The sequence below is a fragment of the Algibacter marinivivus genome, assembly GCF_003143755.1.
GTDB lineage: Bacteria > Bacteroidota > Bacteroidia > Flavobacteriales > Flavobacteriaceae > Algibacter_B > Algibacter_B marinivivus.
The window spans coordinates 1-16,834 of sequence record NZ_QFRI01000002.1; the positions used below are offsets into that span (position 1 = coordinate 1).

The following is a 16,834-nucleotide window of genomic DNA, read 5'->3' on the forward strand; positions in this document are numbered from 1 at the left end:
TGACGATTTGTGTACAAGTAGCTGTATTTCCAGAACCATCGGTTACGGTCCAAGTGACTGTCGTATCTCCTAATGGGAATGTTGCTGGTGCATCATTCGTTACTGTAGCTACTGAACAGTTATCATCTGTTGTTGGTGTGCCTAAAGTGACGTTAGCAGCATCCGTAGTACAAGTACCTGCATCGACATTGACTGCGACATCTGCAGCACAAGTGATTGTTGGATTAGTAGTATCTGGGATTGTTGAAACATTATAGGTTTCAGATATAGAACATCCACTGTTAGTATCTGTAACGATAATAGTATATGAATCAGCGGATAAACCTGTTAAATCTTGAGTATCAGAATCTGGATCTTGTAGACCATTATTATCCCAATCATAGGAATAGCTTCCAGTACCACCTGAAACAGATATATCTATTGCTCCATCATTTGCATTTAAACAAGTTTCATCAGTAATTGATTCTAAGTCAATAACTAAAGCAGGGGGTAAGGTTAATGTATTTGATGATTCTTCAATATCGTTTAAAGTACATGATCCTGTTCCGTATGATCCAGAATAAGTTAAATCAGCTGTAAAGGAACCTTCAAAAACAGGACTTCCAGTATAATTAAAAGTACCATTCTGTGTGTTTGATGTACCAACTTGAGTCCCATTTAGTCTGAAAATCCATTCATAATTATCAGAAACAGATGAACACCCCCCTTGGTTTACTGTACTTGAATACTCGATAGAATTAGTACAACCAATTCTAGAAATAGTAGGACTTACAACAGGACAAGGAACACAAATATTTGGGTTTGAAAAATTAAGAGATGTTGTATTACATGATGAATCTTCATAGTTTATGACTGAATTACCAGGAACTTGAGTGCTACAAGCTGTCATACCATCGGATTCTATCGTATATGTTAAAGTAATGGTTTCATTAAATAAATTAGGTACAAACCATGAAATACTAGTTGCTGTATTTGATGTAGTTCCTGTGCTAGCATTTATAGTTCCGGGGACTAAAGAAAAACCAGCTTGTAAAACATCAGAAACAAGTGATTGCCCTGAAAGTTGAGTAGCTGCTGGAGCTAGTCTCCCTAAAATCTCTGCATAAATATCAGTTAAGTCAGCATTATTCTCCGTAGAGAAAGCTCCTGCATTTTGCATTCCATTTAATGTGTTTAAGGCAACACTTTCTTCAGTACCACTAATAGCACCAACAAGCCCTATTGTAAAAATACTTTGATTATATGTTTGTCCCAAAACTGTTGTAGTTTGCGCATCTATTCCTGCTTGAATAGCTTCAGTTTGGCATGTAGTTACAGTAGTAGTTGAAGAACAAGAACTAGTACCAGAACCATTGTTTCGAACTGTTGAAACTCCATCTGATAACAAAATAATACTTCTAGAAGTCCTACAATCAAAATTACCAGTAGTAGTTAAAATATCATCTGCTTTAACAATACCGTCTTCAGTATTTGTTCCACCACCAGTAACAATACTGCTTATAGCTGCAATTACTGCAGCTTGACCGCTACTATTAGTTAAACCAATATCTATTGTTGCTGTATTACTAAAACTGACAATAGCAATTCTATTTAGGCCAGTAGGGTTATTAGCTGGCAAAAAGAAATTATTTACAAAAGCCTCAGCTGCATCTTGTGCAAAATCTATAGGCTCAGGATTTGGTCCAAAGCTCATACTTCCAGATCTATCAATTACCAATACAGTTTCTTGTGGCTGAGGAGGTGGATTTCCTATAATTTCAAGGGTGACATCAAATTGATTACATTCAGTAGAGTTTTCAACAGCATATTTATTTGCAACAACTTCTTGGGCAGAAATTGTGCTATATGCGAAAAACAACAAAACAACTAAAAGAATATTCTTTAGCTGCTTTCTATTTGTTTTTTGAAAAAGTAAATGACTTCTCATAATTATCTTTTTAGAACTAATTTCAATAGCATACATTTTTAATTTTCTGATGGATCTGGTACAAACACACTTAAAATGATTTCATCAGAAGTAGTTTTACAGTTATCAGAAACGGCTTCTACTTTTATACATCCCCAGGTATTATAGGGTGTTCCATTAGGAGCGGTTGCAGTAATAGTAAACTCTTTTGTTTGTCCAGCTTCAATAGAAATTAGATTACTAGATTGCTTTTTTCCTGTTCCTCTTGATTCATTTGAATTAAATGAAATATTTAAATTTGAGTTTTTTATTGAAGAACCTTTTTTATTTGATCTAGCAGACGCATTTTTATTTGAACAAGGAGAAGAAGCCATTGAAGTTTTTATTACGTAGGAGTTTCTTGAACTAGATGTATTCTTTAGTATCAATTTAAAATTAGCACCATCCTCATCAGCAGATTTAAAACTTCTATTTTTTTCAACAGAAAGTTCTGCACTACAATTTTGTGAAACTTCATTCAAAGCGTTGTTAGCTGGAGGGATTCCATTAACAATCAATGCCATTATCAAAGTAAATAGTGTTCTCATTATTTTTGCATTATAAATTTATAAATCATTATTTTTTAGACACAAACTACAGCTGTTAGTCACTTTACAAGCTTTTACGGCTGTTTTACAACTTTATTTTGGGTCTGTAAAATGATTTTATTTCATTTTTATATACTTTTATGAAGCAAATAAATTGAATTTTATCGAATAAAACAACTTTTTATCGATAAAAAATGCATTTAATCGATGGTTTTGAAAAAAATAATTCTTGTTAGGCACGCTAAATCTTCATGGAAATTTAATGTTATTGATCATCAAAGGCCTCTTAAAACAAGAGGTTATAATGATGCAGAAATTATATCAAAATCTTTGAAAGGTGAAGCTATAATTGTAGATAAGTTAGTTTCTAGTGATGCTGTAAGAGCAAAAACTACTGCAGAAATATTTATAAATAATTTAAATATTGATGAATCAATTATTGAATTTAATAATGATTTATATGATTTCTCAGGCGAAAAACTTATAAAGGTTATTAAGAATATTGACGATACCACAAACAACCTTATGATTTTTGGGCATAATCACGCTATTACTGCTTTTGTAAATACTTTCGGAACAAAATATATTGATAATGTTCCAACTAGCGGTGTTGTAATCATTGAATTTGATATTGTAAATTGGAGTGATTTGAAACAAGGTATAACCGTAAAAACATTATTTCCAAGAGATTTTAAACCTTAAATGTTTTTACTGCAGAATACTTATTAAAAATTACTGTTCAAAATTTATTTATAGCTTAAGATTTAAAAGCATTTTTTTAAGACTAAATACAATATATTTGTTTATGAAATTCAAAATGTGATAATAGTTAATGACAAGACCTGAAACTTCAAAAAACAATAGTTATATAAATCGAGAAATAAGTTGGTTGCAATTTAATGCAAGAGTTTTGCAAGAAGCAGCAGATGAAACTGTTCCTTTAATTGAAAGATTGCGTTTTTTAGGGATTTTCTCTAATAATCTAGATGAGTTTTTTAAAGTAAGATATGCTACTGTTAAGCGTATAGTTGAAGCAGGAAAAGGAGGTAAGAGTGAATTAGGTGGTATAAAAGCTCAAGAACTATTAGAAATCATTACTCAAATTGTGATTAAGCAACAGAGTGAAAGTGTAGAAATTTTGAAGCTTATAGATAAAAAATTAAATCAGGAAAATATATATATCATTGATGAAACTCAAATTGATGATGCACAAAAAGAATTTATAAAAGCTTATTTTTTTAAAATAGTAAGTCCAGCTTTAGTAACTATAATACTTAATGATTTAGTTGTACTACCAAATTTAAAGGATAGTGCAGCTTATTTAGCTGTACGTATGTTAATGTCAGATAATCAAAAACAATTTGCATTAATTGAAATTCCTAAATCAGTAAATAGGTTTGTTGAGCTTCCCAAGCAAGGTGATAAAAGCTACATTATCATGGTAGATGATTTATTGCGTTTATGTCTGGAAGATATTTTCAGCATATTTGAATATGAGTCTATTTCTGCTCACATGATAAAAATAACTAGAGATGGTGAGTTAGATTTTGAAAGTGATTTAAGTAAAAGTTTTATTGAAAAAATTTCTGATAGTGTAAAACATCGTCAAGTAGGTGAACCTGTTAGGTTTGTTTATGATAAAACAATACATAAAGACACTTTAGAATATTTAATGTCTAAAATGGGTATTGATGATATGGATAGTATTATTCCAGGGGGTCGTTACCATAATAGGAGAGATTACATGGGTTTCCCTAGTTTAGGAAGAAACGATTTGTTGTATGATAAAATCGAGGCTCTACCTGTAAAAGCCTTGAGTATGCAGGGAAGTATTTTTAATGCTATTTCAGAAAAGGATTATTTGCTACATGCGCCATATCAAACCTTTTCTTATGTTGTTAAGTTTTTAAGAGAAGCTGCTTTAGACCCAAAAGTAAAAACCATAAAAATTACTATTTATCGTTTAGCAGAAATCTCTCATATAGCCAGCTCACTTATTAATGCTGCAGTAAATGGGAAATCTGTAACTGTTTCGATAGAACTTAGAGCAAGGTTTGATGAGCAGGCAAATATAGATTATGCACAACAGATGAAAGATGAGGGTGTTAATCTAATCTTTGGTGTTACAGGACTTAAAGTACACAGTAAAATGTGTGTTGTTGAAAGAGAAGAAGGAAAAAAATTAAGACGCTATGGCTTTATAAGTACAGGAAATTTTAATGAGTCTACTGCAAAAATTTATACCGATTATACATTACTAACGGCAAACAAAAAAATACTTAAAGACGTTAATAAAATATTTAAGTTTTTTGAAACTAACTATCGTATTTATAGATACAAGCACTTAATTGTATCTCCTCATTACACAAAAAATGCAGTTTTTAGGTTAATTGATAAAGAGATAGAACATGTTAAAGCTGGTCGTAAAGGACTGATAAGACTTAAAATGAATAGTATATCTAGCTACCCAATGATTGATAAGTTATATGAGGCTAGTAGAGCAGGTGTTAAAATTCAAATGATTGTTAGAGGAATTTGTTGTTTAATTCCAGGAATTAAGGGCATGAGTGAAAATATAGAAGTCATAAGTGTGGTTGATAAATTTTTAGAGCATTCTAGAATATACATTTTTGGAAGTAACGGTGATTCTCAATTATATATTTCCTCTGCAGATTGGATGACCAGAAATATTGAAAATAGAGTAGAAGTTAGTTGCCCCATTTATGATGAAGAGATAAAAAAAGAAATTATAGATACCTTTAATATTAGCTGGAAAGATAATGTGAAAGCAAGAATATTAAATGATTCGCAAAAAAATGAATATCGCATCAATGATGAAGAAAAAGTAAGATCACAATTTGCTGTATACGATTATTACATTAAAAAATTAGAAGATTAGGATGCTTTCAATTAAAAAATATGCAGCAATAGATATTGGCTCAAATGCTGTAAGATTACTTATTTCAAATATAATAGAAGAAAAGGGAAAGCCTGTAACATTTAAAAAGAACTCTTTGGTTCGTGTACCTATTCGTTTGGGAGCAGATGTTTTTATAAAAAATAAAATTTCAAAAGCTAACACTGAGCGTATACTTGATACGATGCTTGCGTTTAAACTTCTAATGAAATCTCATAAAGTTGTAAAATATAAAGCTTGTGCAACATCTGCAATGAGAGAGTCTGCAAACGGTAAACAAATAGTTGATTTAGTTTTAAAGCATTCAGGAATAAGTATTGATGTTATTGGAGGAGAAGAAGAAGCAGCTATAATTGCTGCAACAGATTTGAATAAATATATAGATCCGAATAAAACATATTTATATGTTGATGTTGGAGGAGGAAGTACTGAGTTTACTGTTATAGACAGAGGCAATCAGGTAGCTTCAAAATCGTTTAAAATAGGAACTGTTAGGTTGTTAAACGATATGGTAAAAAAAGAAACATGGCAAGAATTACAACACTGGATTGGTAGTCATGCAAAAGGTTACCATAAAATAGATGTTATAGGTTCTGGAGGGAACATCAATAAAATCTTCAAAATATCTGGTAAATCCATGGGGAAACCACTTTCGTATTTTTATATGACATCTTATTACAATACATTACAAAGCTATTCGTATGAAGAGCGTATAACTGAGCTAGCATTAAATCAAGATAGAGCAGATGTTATTATTCCAGCTATGCGAATTTATCTTTCTGCTATGAAATGGAGTGGTGCCAAAAATATATATGTCCCTAAAATTGGACTCGCAGATGGTATCATAAAAAGTATATATTATGATACGGTTTCAAGCAATACACAGTAAAATTCTGCACTTTAGCTTGTATAATTGTAATTTTTTAAATTTATAATATATCTTCGTACTCGCATTATTGCTATTAATAATAACCCAAATCTATTAATAATGAAATAGGCCTGCACACTTATATTGCCCTCTCTTCAATATATTTTTTGGCAAATTACATCTGAATAGATTTAACTAAATAAAAGTAAACAGATGAAAAAATTACTACTATTAACAGTACTACTTGGTTTTTCATTACAAGGATTTTCTCAGGATTCTAAAGACGTAAAAGCTTCTGAAAAAATTAAGGACACAGTTAAAGTCCAAGAAAAATGGTCTGCTTCTAGCGGAATAAAATATGGTATAAGAGCAGGTTACACTATTTCTCATTTAGATTTTGATGGTACACCAACTATGGATAATAAGCATAGAAACAGTATGTATATTGGTTTCTTAGCAAATATTGGTTTATCAAGAACACTATCAATAGTTCCAGAAATACAGTTTTCGGCAGAAGGTGCAGATGCTGAACCACTTCATTTAGATTACATTCAAATGCCAGTTTTATTCAGGTTCAGATTTAGCGAAAAATTCCATGCTGGTATTGGACCACAAATAGGAGTGAAGGTTCATAAATTTGAAGATGGTATGAAAAATATAGCTTATTCTGCAGTAATTGGTGCAGATTATAAAATTAACTATGCCATTTTTGTTGATGTTAGATATAACTACGGAATTAGAAACGTTTTTGATGAAGCATCAGGAATAGTTGCAAAAAACAGAAATATTCAATTAGGTGTTGGTTATAAATTTTAACCGTGTATAGCTTCGCTAGTACCTAAGTTGCTTATAATTTTACTCTCATATTCAAGAAGTTGTTGCCATTTGGTATCAACTTCTTTTTTTTCGCCATATTGTCTTGCAAAGCCTAGAAACATAGTGTAGTGGTTTGCTTCACTAACCATAAGGTTTCTGTAAAACTCAGCTAATTCTTTATCTTCTAATTCTTCTGAAAGTAGCCTGAAACGTTCACAACTTCTTGCTTCAATTAATGCTGCGTATAATAAACGATGTACAAGTTGAGTAGTTCTACTGCCACCTTTTGGGAAAAACTTAAGTAACTCAATAACATAGTCATCTCGTCTATCACGTCCTAAAGTCCAACCACGTTCTAAGATTTTATCGTGTACCATTTTAAAATGGCTAATTTCCTCTTTAACCAAAGCCACCATTTCTTGAACTAACTCAGTATATTCAGGAAAGCTAACAATTAATGAAATAGCTGTACTCGTTGCTTTTTGCTCACAAAAGGCATGATCGGTTAAAATCTCTTCAATGTTTTTTTCAACTATGTTTACCCAACGCGGGTCAGTTGGTAGTTTTAATCCTAACATATTTTATATAAGATTAGCAAGTTGGTTTTTTTCTTTGATTTCAACTTCACCTAGTTTATTTATAACCAAAATAAAATCCTTGTAGGTTTCTGTGTTTGGAATATTAAAAGATGTATTTAAATGTAATTCTGTAGTGGTGGAAGTTTCATAATCAATCCAAACATATTGCATAATGGCTTTTTTCCAAAAAGAATCATCAGCAAAAGCACCAAAAAGTTCTTTGTTTATAAGGCTTTGATTAATAGTTATTCCATTTTTTAAAATATGAAGCTTAGCCTCAAAATTTTTGTAGTATATCTTAGTTGTTGTTTCATTATCAGTTTTTATAGTTTCAGAAACTGTATGATTTTCAATAGAATGGTATTGCATTTTTATTTGAAAACCATTACTTAAAATGGTATCGGTAACTATAGCAACTCTAGATTCTGGTACAAACTTTATGTCTTTACTAAACGTTTCTAAAAGATTATTTTCTTCCAAAACTTCAGCATTAGTTTTGTATGCTCTATCTCTACCATCACAACTAATTAATGCTGTGATTATTATAAAACTAAAAATTATTAACTTACTGTTATATAGCTTTTTAAACATCTAAATCGAAAGTTTTTCTTAAAATATCAATATTTGGGTTTTTCTCCTTTAATTTTTCAAATTTATCAGCAGCTGTATAAGCATATTTCTTTTCCATAACTTCATTTATTGTTATGTTTAAACTGATATCAAAATTACTTAATGTCTTTCTGATAAAGGCTAATAAATCGTATTGTTGACGTTCTACTTCCACTTTATTTGTAGCGTTAGGAAACTCTAAATTAATAGTAGTTCCAGTAACCTTTGGGGTGTCAATAGATAAAATAGAGGCTAAATTATGTTTGCCATCGGTTCTTAAATTTTCAATAAAGGTATTCCAAGCGGTAAGGAGCTCTTTTTCAGTAAATGGTTCTTTAGGCAAGTTTTCTTCATCAATAACCACATCCATTTGTCTGATTTCATGCTCTTTCTTTGCTCTTATGCTAGATAATGAAAGTCCAGACGTTCGTTTAGACTCTTGCTTTAAAACAATTTTTGGTGGTTCTTTTACTTGAAATTTTTCAACAACTTCTGCAATTTGTTCAACAGGTTCTAGTGTTTCTGTTTTAGCTTCCGCGGAATTGGTAGCGTTTTTAGTTTTATTAGGAATAGTAACCGGAATAGGAGTAATGCCCTTTTTTCTGAAGTAAGATGCTGGAATTATGTAATGCTTGCTATTTTTTTTTTCTCCATCATGAGTGATAGAGGCAAGTTGCATAAGGCATAATTCAACAAGTAAGCGTTGATTTTTACTTGTTTTGTATTTGAGGTCGCAATCGTTAGCAAGATTTATACCTTGCATCAGGAACTCTTGGGAGGCTTTTTTTGATTGCTCTAAATATTTAGCTTGTGTTTGTTCTCCAACTTCAAGCAGTTCTATGGTTTCTTCTGTTTTGCTAACCAGTAAATCTCTAAAATGAGACGCTAAACCAGCAATAAAATGATGGCCATCAAAACCTTTTGAAAGCGTATTGTTGAATTGCAATAACAATTCTGGAATTTTATTTTCTAGAATTAAATCTGTGCTTGTAAAATACGTTTCGTAATCAAGCACGTTTAAGTTTTCTGTAACCGCTTGTCTGGTTAGGTTTTTACCAGAAAAACTAACCACACGGTCAAAAATAGAAAGGGCGTCACGCATGGCGCCATCTGCTTTTTGAGCAATAATGTGTAAAGCATCATCTTCGGCAGCAATACCTTGTTCTTCAGCAATGTATTTTAAATACCCTTTGGCATCTTTAACCGTAATGCGTTTAAAATCGAAGATTTGACAACGCGATAAGATGGTTGGGATAATTTTATGTTTCTCAGTAGTTGCCAAAATAAAAATACAATGCTTTGGAGGCTCTTCTAGGGTTTTAAGAAAGGCATTAAAAGCGGCTTGAGAGAGCATGTGCACCTCGTCAATAATATATACTTTGTATTTCCCTACTTGTGGTGGGATTCTAACTTGATCTGTTAAGCTTCTTATATCATCAACAGAGTTGTTTGAAGCTGCATCGAGTTCGAAGATATTGAATGCAAAATCTTCATCGCCAGTTTCAGTTCCATCACTGTTAATCATTTTAGCTAGAATACGTGCGCAAGTGGTTTTACCAACACCACGAGGACCAGTAAACAGTAATGCTTGTGCTAAATGATTGTTTTCAATAGCATTAAGTAGGGTATTTGTAATAGCCTGCTGTCCCACAACGTCTTTAAACGTTTGGGGTCTGTATTTTCTAGCCGATACTACAAAGTGTTCCATTGCTATTGGTAAAGTAACAAAGTTAAAAATTCAGTTTTGAATTGGGAATTTTGAAGCTATAATTTAATAGGAGTTATTAACAAAAATTAAAGTTTTATAAGGATGGATTCTTTTGAATTTGTCAGAAAAAAATGATAAATTCGTTTAATGTTGGATATAAATCATTGAAACGACGCATATCCGTAAAAACATTGTAGCACATTAGAAAACAAAACAAATGAAATATCATTTAAAAATTGAGTATGACCAAGGAACCCATTTTTGGCATAATTACCCTAAAGAAGAAATCATTGATGAACTTCTAGTACCATTTGTAAATGGTCAAATTGTTCTTATAAATATTGGAGATGGCAATAAAGCTATTCTAAACATGAAAAGTGTTGCAAAAATGATTGTTTACCGTACAAGAAAGAGTTTAACAACTACAGATGATAAATCAAAAGTTGAACAAATGAACGAATCGGAATTTGCAAAACACATCTGTACTGAAGAAATTATTAATGAAGCTAAACTTCTATTGATTTCAAAAGGCACTTCATCTCTTCTTCAAAAATCATTAATGACAAGTAAGAATCAAGTCTTCGTTATCTCCAAATTTGGAGATAAAGTGATTGACTCAGCTTATGAAGGAGTCATAAAACCATTGTTCAAAGAAAATGGGATTGATGTGGTTCGTGTTGATGAAATTCAAGATTCAGGTAAAATAGATGACCAAATATTAAATTTAATTGCAGAAAGCAAGTACATAATTTCAGACTTAACTAGTGCAAGACCCAATTGTTATTACGAAACTGGATTTGCACATGCTCTTGGCAAAGAGATAATTTTAACTATTAGAAAGGAAGATGAAATCCATTTTGATCTAGCTGGCTATAGATTTATCCAATGGGAAACTGAAAGTGAATTGAGGAAGGAATTGAAGAAAAGAATAAAAGGATTGATAGAATAACGTGCTACAACAACGTATATAGTACATTGCCAAAATTTGGCTAACTTTAAAATCTCCCCAACAAAATAAAACTCAGTCTCGACTGAATAAAAGGAACTAATCAATACGGCAACGTGCCATATACAAGACCGTTAAACGAACCTTCCCAAAAAGACACCAACTTTCTTTTAAACCCCTAAACAAGCAAACAGACCCGCGTTAAGGATTGCAGTGGAAAACCCACAGCTTTTGCGCCTTAGCGCAGAAGCGAGGACTTGTAGTGGAAAGCCTGACCTAGGTCCTGAACTAAATTCAGGATATAGGTAACGCCCAAATAATTAATTTTATTTAGATTATACAATTTAGGAATTGTAATTTTGCGGGTAAGTAAATCGCCTTATCGCTAGATTCCCGCTTTCGTGAGAATTTAGAGGAAAGTCCGAACACCATAGTGCAACATAGTGGTTAACAGCCACCAACCGTGAGGTTAGGAAAAGTGCAACAGAAAGTATGTACAGGTTATGCTGTAGTGAAACCAGGTAAACTCTATGTGGTGCAATGCTATGTAAACCAACGTTTGAGGGCTGCACGCCCGATTGTTGGAGGGTAAGCAGCTAGAGTGTATTGGTAACAATGCATGTAGATAAATGATAAGGAATTCTTGTTCTTTTTTCGGGAGATCCTGAAACAAGTTCAGGATGAACAGAATTCGGCTTATAGATTTACTTAGCTATAAATAAACCCTTCTTATTAATTTAAGAAGGGTTTATGGTTAAAAAGAGTTGGTTACTCTAGGTAATTGGTAGATTACGTTGTTTATTCTTTTGGTGAGTATGATAAATCTGGACGCATTTTACCTCTAAATTCTTCCATTTTTTCGGTGTAGTTTATAACCTTATTGAATGTTTTATAACGGTCTGGACCTAAAACGTCTTGATTTGCTTTAGATCTTGTTGCACTGTCTATTTCGTCTTTTGCTGGTATTGAGACTAAATAATAATTATCCATGGTGCCTAACGCTGTGTGATACACATTATAATATTCTTTAGAGCCTTTGGATTCAAATAGCTCTTTTACAGCTTTCATGCCTTCTTTCATTTTTGCTGCATTTTTTGGTTTGTAATGCATCATAAACCAAACGCGGTAATTTTGATCAGACATATCTGTTCCTTCTGGAGCTTTATAGCTTAAAGCATCAACACTTCGCATTAAATAAGAACCATGAGAATCATAGCACTTATTAAAACGCTCAAACATTTCACCAAACTTATCGCCCATTGCTTTTGCCATATCTTCCATTGGATCTTCGTCTAATTCTGCCATATTTTTAATAGGCGTGATATAGTAATATGTGAAATCGTCACGCACTGCAGTTATCCATTGTGTTTGCACGTTATGTGCAATACTAGCATCATTAAACTCTTTGGCAATTGTTTCGTATTCCATTGCTTTGGAAGGCTTAACGTTGTCTTGATGTATAAGAAACATTTGTTGTGCCGAAATTTGATAAGTAAAACAAAAGATTGTTACTACAAGTAAAATTGATTTAATAGTTTTCATAAATTATATAATTGGTTGGTTAATATTTTATTCTTCAGATGTTTCTGCTTCTTGAGCAGCTTTAGCAGCGGCTATAGCTGCAAATTCAGCATTCATAGCTGTTCCATCAAAATACACATGTTCTTCTACAATTTTCCCATCAACAAATTGCACAGCTAAATGAACAGGAATTGCCAATTCTTTGCTATTTGCAGCAAGTGTGCCTTTGTGCATAGCCCAGTAATATACCCAAGTTTCATCTTCTTTATCTAAAACCATTTCAACATACTCTTTTTCATGATTAAATCCATAAGCGGACATAGCTTCAGCCATAGATTTTAATCCTTCTGCTCTTTTTGCTATTGTAATATGGTCTGGAGAGTTAACATAGATTTTAGCTGTATCGGCAAAATGGCTTTTCCATTTATCCCAATCACCAGCTTCATAAGCTTCTATACCAGCTTTTAAAGTGTTTATTTCTGGAGAGTCAGCAAAATAACGTTGTGGTTTGTTTTGGCAAGCTATAAACATAATTACAGCTAATGCGAGTAGAAAAATTTTCTTCATTTTAATTTATGGTTTTAAAGGTTAGTATTAAAATTTAAACCATAAAATAAGCGCAAAAAAATATTGTTTTTTTGAGAGATTAAAATAGATGTAGAGCCGGGGAAGGCTCTTAAGGAGATTTCTAAATTACTGAAAAAAAATGAGTTATGAAAATATAAATCAAATTATGCCTTTTCGAAAAAGCTAAAAACATTGCCTCCATAACTTTTAGAGTATTGATAGTTTTCTAACTCTGAAAGCTTAGTATGCTTAGAGTGTTCTACTATCAAAACACCATCTTCAAGCAATAAATCATTAGAAAACACAAGTTCTGGTATTTTTGCAAATTGCTCGTCTGAAAAGTTATAAGGCGGGTCTGCAAAAATGATATTAGATTGAATGTTTGTCTTTTCTAAGAATTTAAAAACATCACTTTTAATAGTTTGAATAGGCATTTCAAATTTTTCCGCTGTTTGATTTATAAATTTTATACAGCCAAAATCTTGATCTACACAGGTAATTTGCTCAGTGCCTCTTGATGCAAACTCATAACTAATATTTCCTGTACCTGCAAAGAGGTCTAAAACAGAAATATCATCAAAGTAATATAGATTATTTATGATGTTAAATAACGATTCCTTTGCCATATCTGTAGTTGGGCGCACAGGTAAATTTTTAGGAGCAATTATTTTTCTACTTTTATATAGACCAGATATAATTCTCATTAAAAACTTTTTAGCAAGGTGAAATTTGAATAATTTGATATTGGCTTGTTCACGTAATTATAATCATCATCTCTATTACCAAAACTAATATTACGGATGTATTTATAAGCTATGTTATATAAGTCATCTTTCTCGCTAATTTCTCCAATCAAAACTAGATTAAGCGTTTCTGGATCTAGATTTAACTGTTCGGCAGTAAAAAGTATATAGTAGATAAAATCTTCTTTTGAATTGTAAGCAAAGGTATTATAAAGCCTTAGCTTTCCATTTTCTACTATTATAATTTCTAAATGATTTAACCCAACATGAACAAACACTTTTGGAGTTTTAGAATCTTTTTCAATCTTTAAAATAGATTCAATTAAAACTGATGATACGTGTTTAAAAGTAAATTCGCCAAACTTATCGTAGATGTAATTGTTAATGTTTACATAAGGTACATATACATTAACACTGTTGTTTTCTGAAATAGCATCGTGAGCAATAAAATCTGACTTTAAGATTTTAGAGTTAAATTTTAAATAATCAGCTAAATGGTTTTTATTGAATAATGACTGGGGTACTAGCGTAGATAAATCGTTATTATGTATAATAGTTACGTTGTTAAAACTATTATTTAAAATAGCTTCATTTTTGAATAGGGATTTTAATTCATCTAAAACTTCTAATGGATTCAGACGTTTATCAAAGTGAAATTCTTTTATTTCAATAATAGTATTAGAATCTCTGTTTAGAATACAAAAAGAAAGTCCACTCAAACTTATTTGAATGGACAAATCTAAATTAGTTAGTTTGTTAGAACTTTTATTCGTTATCGCCATATGTTTTTGGCCAGTTTCCATTAGTCTTAACCTCGTCCATAGAACCTACTTTTAAAGCATCACCGTTAACACCGTCAACAGATACTACTTGATTTTCTTGAACTAATAAATCTTTACTTTGATCACTTAAAATAATATTCTTTTTAACCGAAGCTTCAAATACAGGGATTTTAATATTGTTTTGCTCTAAGAAACCAGATTTCATTTCAAATTTAGCCCCTTCAGTACCAACAGGTACATTCATCATAGTTTTATAACGGTTAGATGTTTTAAATAGAGAATCTTTTACAGGCACAAAATCTAATGTGTCAATAATTACAATATCTTTATATGTATCTACGCCATATCGTTTTGTTAAATCTTCATCAATAATACTAGAATCTCTACGTTGGGTTATAGTATATTCAGCAGTATCAATAAACTTTACTAATCCATTAAAGTCATTTGCAAAAGATCCAGTAACTTGTCTGTGAGCTAATTGTGAGTCTCTAATGTCTTTTAAACTTTCAATAACTTGCGCATAACGCTTTTTCTTTACTTTGTTAAATTGAATAGGCTCATAAATCGACATGTAAGTCTTATAACCTAAGAATGCAATTATTAACCATAATGCTATAGTTAAGATGGATTTAAATTTAGCTGGAATGAATTTATCAACCAATTTTACAAGGCCAATAGTAACTAATATAACTGCAACTGCAACAAGAATGAAATTTAACATAGTGTGCTATTTAATTAAAATTTTTATTAATGGTATTTAGCAAATCTACAATTTTTTTTTAATCGTTAAAACCAAAGCACATAAAAATCATTTCTATCTTTGAATAAAATATAAATACTCCTAAAAGTTAAATGAGCTCATCTGAATTTTATTCAATTATAAAACAGCAATTTCCGTTTCAGCCTACACTGAAGCAGAATATTGTTCTTCAGCAATTATCTGAGTTTATTTTTTCCAAAGAAGTAAATGCACTTTATCTATTAAAAGGGTATGCAGGAACAGGAAAAACTACTATTGTAGGTGCTATTGTATCTAATTTATGGAAAGCTAGAAAAAGTGCTGTATTGATGGCTCCAACTGGAAGAGCTGCGAAAGTTATTTCAAATTATTCAGGAAAAGAAGCATTTACTATTCATAAAAAAATATATTTTCCTAAGAAAGATAAGGGTGGAGGCGTTAAGTTTGTATTACAACCAAATAAGCATAAAAACACCATTTTTATAGTTGATGAGGCTTCAATGATTCCTGATACTCCTGGAGATTCAAAATTATTTGAAAACGGTTCTCTGCTAGACGATCTTATGCAATATGTGTATTCTGGTCATCAATGTAAACTATTACTAATTGGAGATACGGCACAATTACCACCTGTAAAATTAGACTTAAGTCCAGCACTAGACGAAAGAACACTAGCATTAAATTATAATAAGGAGGTTACAAGAATGGAGCTTGATGAAGTAGTACGTCAAGAAGAAGGTTCTGGTATTCTTGCTAATGCTACCGTATTAAGAGAAGCTTTATCAAATGGTAATTTTGATTCATTTAAGTTTGATTTGTCTGATTACAAGGATATTGTTAGGCTAGTTGATGGTTATGAAATAATGGATGCTATTAACGATGCTTACAGCAGTTTAGGAAACGAGGAAACTGCTATTATAGTAAGAAGTAATAAAAGAGCCAATTTATACAATCAGCAAATTAGAAATAGAATTCTTTTTAATGAAAATGAATTAACTGCTGGTGATTATTTAATGGTTGTTAAAAATAATTATTTTTGGATTAAACCAACAACTGAAGCTGGTTTTATAGCTAATGGGGATATTATTGAAGTTCTAGAAATATTCAGTATACAAGAATTATATGGCTTTCGTTTTGCTGAAGTTAAAATAAGAATGGTTGATTATCCAAGGATGCGTCCGTTTGAAACGGTGCTACTTTTGGATACTATTGATGCTGAAACACCATCATTACCTTATGAAGAATCAAATAGATTATATCAAGAAGTAATGAAAGATTTTGAAGATGAAACCAGTAAATACAAAAAATTTTTAAAGGTAAAAGGGAATAAACATTTTAATGCTTTACAGGTAAAATTCTCTTATGCAGTTACCTGTCATAAATCTCAAGGAGGGCAGTGGCAAACGGTATTTGTTGAACAGCCCTATTTACCGAATGGGATTGATAAAGACTATATGCGTTGGTTATATACGGCAGTTACAAGAGCCAAAGAAAAATTGTATCTTATTGGTTTTAATGATAATTTTTTTGAGGAATAGTTTTTGATA

Annotated in this window: 16 protein-coding genes and 1 other RNA gene; 7 read left to right on the forward strand and 10 right to left on the reverse strand. The window is 31.5% G+C overall.

Features of this window, described 5'->3' with window-relative positions; genetic code table 11:
• Nucleotides 1–1,927: VWA domain-containing protein (locus DIS18_RS08385; RefSeq protein WP_181364015.1), on the reverse strand; the 1,927-nt coding region annotated here is incomplete at its 3' end.
• A 38-nt stretch (nt 1,928–1,965) separates the two neighbouring features.
• Complete coding sequence (locus tag DIS18_RS08390) at nt 1,966–2,493, reverse strand: hypothetical protein (RefSeq protein ID WP_146191812.1); 528 nt, start codon at nt 2,491–2,493, stop codon at nt 1,966–1,968.
• 213 nt (nt 2,494–2,706) lie between these two features.
• Between DIS18_RS08390 and DIS18_RS08395 the strand changes: the two genes are divergently transcribed.
• From DIS18_RS08395 to DIS18_RS08410, 4 genes are all read left to right on the forward strand, one after another.
• The gene (locus DIS18_RS08395; protein WP_109353221.1) at nt 2,707–3,195 is read left to right on the forward strand and encodes a SixA phosphatase family protein; all 489 of its coding nucleotides are present in this window, start codon (nt 2,707–2,709) and stop codon (nt 3,193–3,195) included.
• Between the two features lie 130 nt (nt 3,196–3,325).
• A complete protein-coding gene (gene ppk1, locus DIS18_RS08400) occupies nt 3,326–5,392 on the forward strand; it encodes a polyphosphate kinase 1 (protein ID WP_109352637.1) in 2,067 nt (688 codons plus the stop codon).
• Between the two features lies 1 nt (nt 5,393).
• The gene (locus DIS18_RS08405; protein ID WP_109352638.1) at nt 5,394–6,299 is read left to right on the forward strand and encodes a Ppx/GppA phosphatase family protein; all 906 of its coding nucleotides are present in this window, start codon (nt 5,394–5,396) and stop codon (nt 6,297–6,299) included.
• Between the two features lie 192 nt (nt 6,300–6,491).
• Nucleotides 6,492–7,094 carry a porin family protein gene (locus tag DIS18_RS08410; protein ID WP_109352639.1) on the forward strand — a complete coding sequence of 201 codons (603 nt, stop codon included), beginning with the start codon at nt 6,492–6,494 and terminating at the stop codon, nt 7,092–7,094.
• Here DIS18_RS08410 and DIS18_RS08415 read toward each other — a convergent pair.
• Genes DIS18_RS08415 through dnaX form a run of 3 tightly spaced genes read right to left on the reverse strand, consistent with a single transcriptional unit; the run spans nt 7,091 to nt 9,989 of the window.
• Nucleotides 7,091–7,672, reverse strand: a complete 582-nt coding sequence (locus tag DIS18_RS08415) for a MiaE family protein (RefSeq protein WP_109352640.1) — start codon at nt 7,670–7,672, stop codon at nt 7,091–7,093. The two genes, DIS18_RS08410 and DIS18_RS08415, sit on opposite strands and share 4 nt — an antisense overlap.
• A 3-nt stretch (nt 7,673–7,675) precedes the next feature.
• Nucleotides 7,676–8,263, reverse strand: coding sequence for a DUF4738 domain-containing protein (locus DIS18_RS08420; protein ID WP_109352641.1), 588 nt, complete (start codon nt 8,261–8,263; stop codon nt 7,676–7,678).
• On the reverse strand, nt 8,256–9,989 hold the full coding sequence (gene dnaX, locus DIS18_RS08425; protein WP_109352642.1) for a DNA polymerase III subunit gamma/tau: 1,734 nt from the start codon (nt 9,987–9,989) through the stop codon (nt 8,256–8,258). The genes DIS18_RS08420 and dnaX overlap by 8 nt, the downstream gene beginning before the upstream one ends.
• A gap of 217 nt (nt 9,990–10,206) precedes the next feature.
• On the opposite strand from dnaX, the gene DIS18_RS08430 reads away from it, so the two are divergent.
• Both DIS18_RS08430 and rnpB read left to right on the forward strand, forming a co-directional pair.
• Nucleotides 10,207–10,938: a hypothetical protein gene (locus DIS18_RS08430; protein ID WP_109352643.1), complete on the forward strand. Its 732-nt coding sequence runs from the start codon at nt 10,207–10,209 to the stop codon at nt 10,936–10,938.
• A 363-nt stretch (nt 10,939–11,301) separates the two neighbouring features.
• An RNA gene (rnpB, locus tag DIS18_RS08435) (RNase P RNA component class A) lies at nt 11,302–11,650 on the forward strand.
• 83 nt (nt 11,651–11,733) lie between these two features.
• Here rnpB and DIS18_RS08440 read toward each other — a convergent pair.
• From DIS18_RS08440 to DIS18_RS08460, 5 genes are all read right to left on the reverse strand, one after another.
• Nucleotides 11,734–12,477 (reverse strand): hypothetical protein, encoded by a 744-nt coding sequence (locus DIS18_RS08440; RefSeq protein ID WP_146191813.1) that lies wholly within the window; start codon nt 12,475–12,477, stop codon nt 11,734–11,736.
• A 27-nt stretch (nt 12,478–12,504) separates the two neighbouring features.
• The gene (locus DIS18_RS08445; RefSeq protein WP_109352645.1) at nt 12,505–13,023 is read right to left on the reverse strand and encodes a nuclear transport factor 2 family protein; all 519 of its coding nucleotides are present in this window, start codon (nt 13,021–13,023) and stop codon (nt 12,505–12,507) included.
• A gap of 164 nt (nt 13,024–13,187) precedes the next feature.
• Nucleotides 13,188–13,727, reverse strand: coding sequence for a 16S rRNA (guanine(966)-N(2))-methyltransferase RsmD (gene rsmD, locus DIS18_RS08450; RefSeq protein ID WP_109352646.1), 540 nt, complete (start codon nt 13,725–13,727; stop codon nt 13,188–13,190).
• Nucleotides 13,727–14,548: a DUF3822 family protein gene (locus DIS18_RS08455; RefSeq protein WP_109353222.1), complete on the reverse strand. Its 822-nt coding sequence runs from the start codon at nt 14,546–14,548 to the stop codon at nt 13,727–13,729. The genes rsmD and DIS18_RS08455 overlap by 1 nt, the downstream gene beginning before the upstream one ends.
• Entirely contained in the window at nt 14,532–15,269 is a 738-nt protein-coding gene (locus tag DIS18_RS08460) for a hypothetical protein (protein ID WP_181364016.1), read from the reverse strand. Before DIS18_RS08460 ends, DIS18_RS08455 begins: the two co-directional genes overlap by 17 nt.
• Before the next feature lie 131 nt (nt 15,270–15,400).
• On the opposite strand from DIS18_RS08460, the gene DIS18_RS08465 reads away from it, so the two are divergent.
• The gene (locus tag DIS18_RS08465; protein WP_109352647.1) at nt 15,401–16,825 is read left to right on the forward strand and encodes an ATP-dependent DNA helicase; all 1,425 of its coding nucleotides are present in this window, start codon (nt 15,401–15,403) and stop codon (nt 16,823–16,825) included.
• The last annotated feature ends 9 nt before the right edge of the window (nt 16,826–16,834 follow it).

Coding starts and splice junctions, on each gene's coding strand:
- DIS18_RS08390 (WP_146191812.1), bottom strand. CDS start 2,493: ATGAGAACACTATTTACTTTGATAATGGCATTGATTGTTAATGGAATC.
- ppk1 (WP_109352637.1), top strand. CDS start 3,326: ATGACAAGACCTGAAACTTCAAAAAACAATAGTTATATAAATCGAGAA.
- DIS18_RS08405 (WP_109352638.1), top strand. CDS start 5,394: ATGCTTTCAATTAAAAAATATGCAGCAATAGATATTGGCTCAAATGCT.
- DIS18_RS08410 (WP_109352639.1), top strand. CDS start 6,492: ATGAAAAAATTACTACTATTAACAGTACTACTTGGTTTTTCATTACAA.
- DIS18_RS08415 (WP_109352640.1), bottom strand. CDS start 7,672: ATGTTAGGATTAAAACTACCAACTGACCCGCGTTGGGTAAACATAGTT.
- DIS18_RS08420 (WP_109352641.1), bottom strand. CDS start 8,263: ATGTTTAAAAAGCTATATAACAGTAAGTTAATAATTTTTAGTTTTATA.
- dnaX (WP_109352642.1), bottom strand. CDS start 9,989: ATGGAACACTTTGTAGTATCGGCTAGAAAATACAGACCCCAAACGTTT.
- DIS18_RS08430 (WP_109352643.1), top strand. CDS start 10,207: ATGAAATATCATTTAAAAATTGAGTATGACCAAGGAACCCATTTTTGG.
- DIS18_RS08440 (WP_146191813.1), bottom strand. CDS start 12,477: ATGAAAACTATTAAATCAATTTTACTTGTAGTAACAATCTTTTGTTTT.
- DIS18_RS08445 (WP_109352645.1), bottom strand. CDS start 13,023: ATGAAGAAAATTTTTCTACTCGCATTAGCTGTAATTATGTTTATAGCT.
- rsmD (WP_109352646.1), bottom strand. CDS start 13,727: ATGAGAATTATATCTGGTCTATATAAAAGTAGAAAAATAATTGCTCCT.
- DIS18_RS08455 (WP_109353222.1), bottom strand. CDS start 14,548: ATGGCGATAACGAATAAAAGTTCTAACAAACTAACTAATTTAGATTTG.
- DIS18_RS08460 (WP_181364016.1), bottom strand. CDS start 15,269: ATGTTAAATTTCATTCTTGTTGCAGTTGCAGTTATATTAGTTACTATT.
- DIS18_RS08465 (WP_109352647.1), top strand. CDS start 15,401: ATGAGCTCATCTGAATTTTATTCAATTATAAAACAGCAATTTCCGTTT.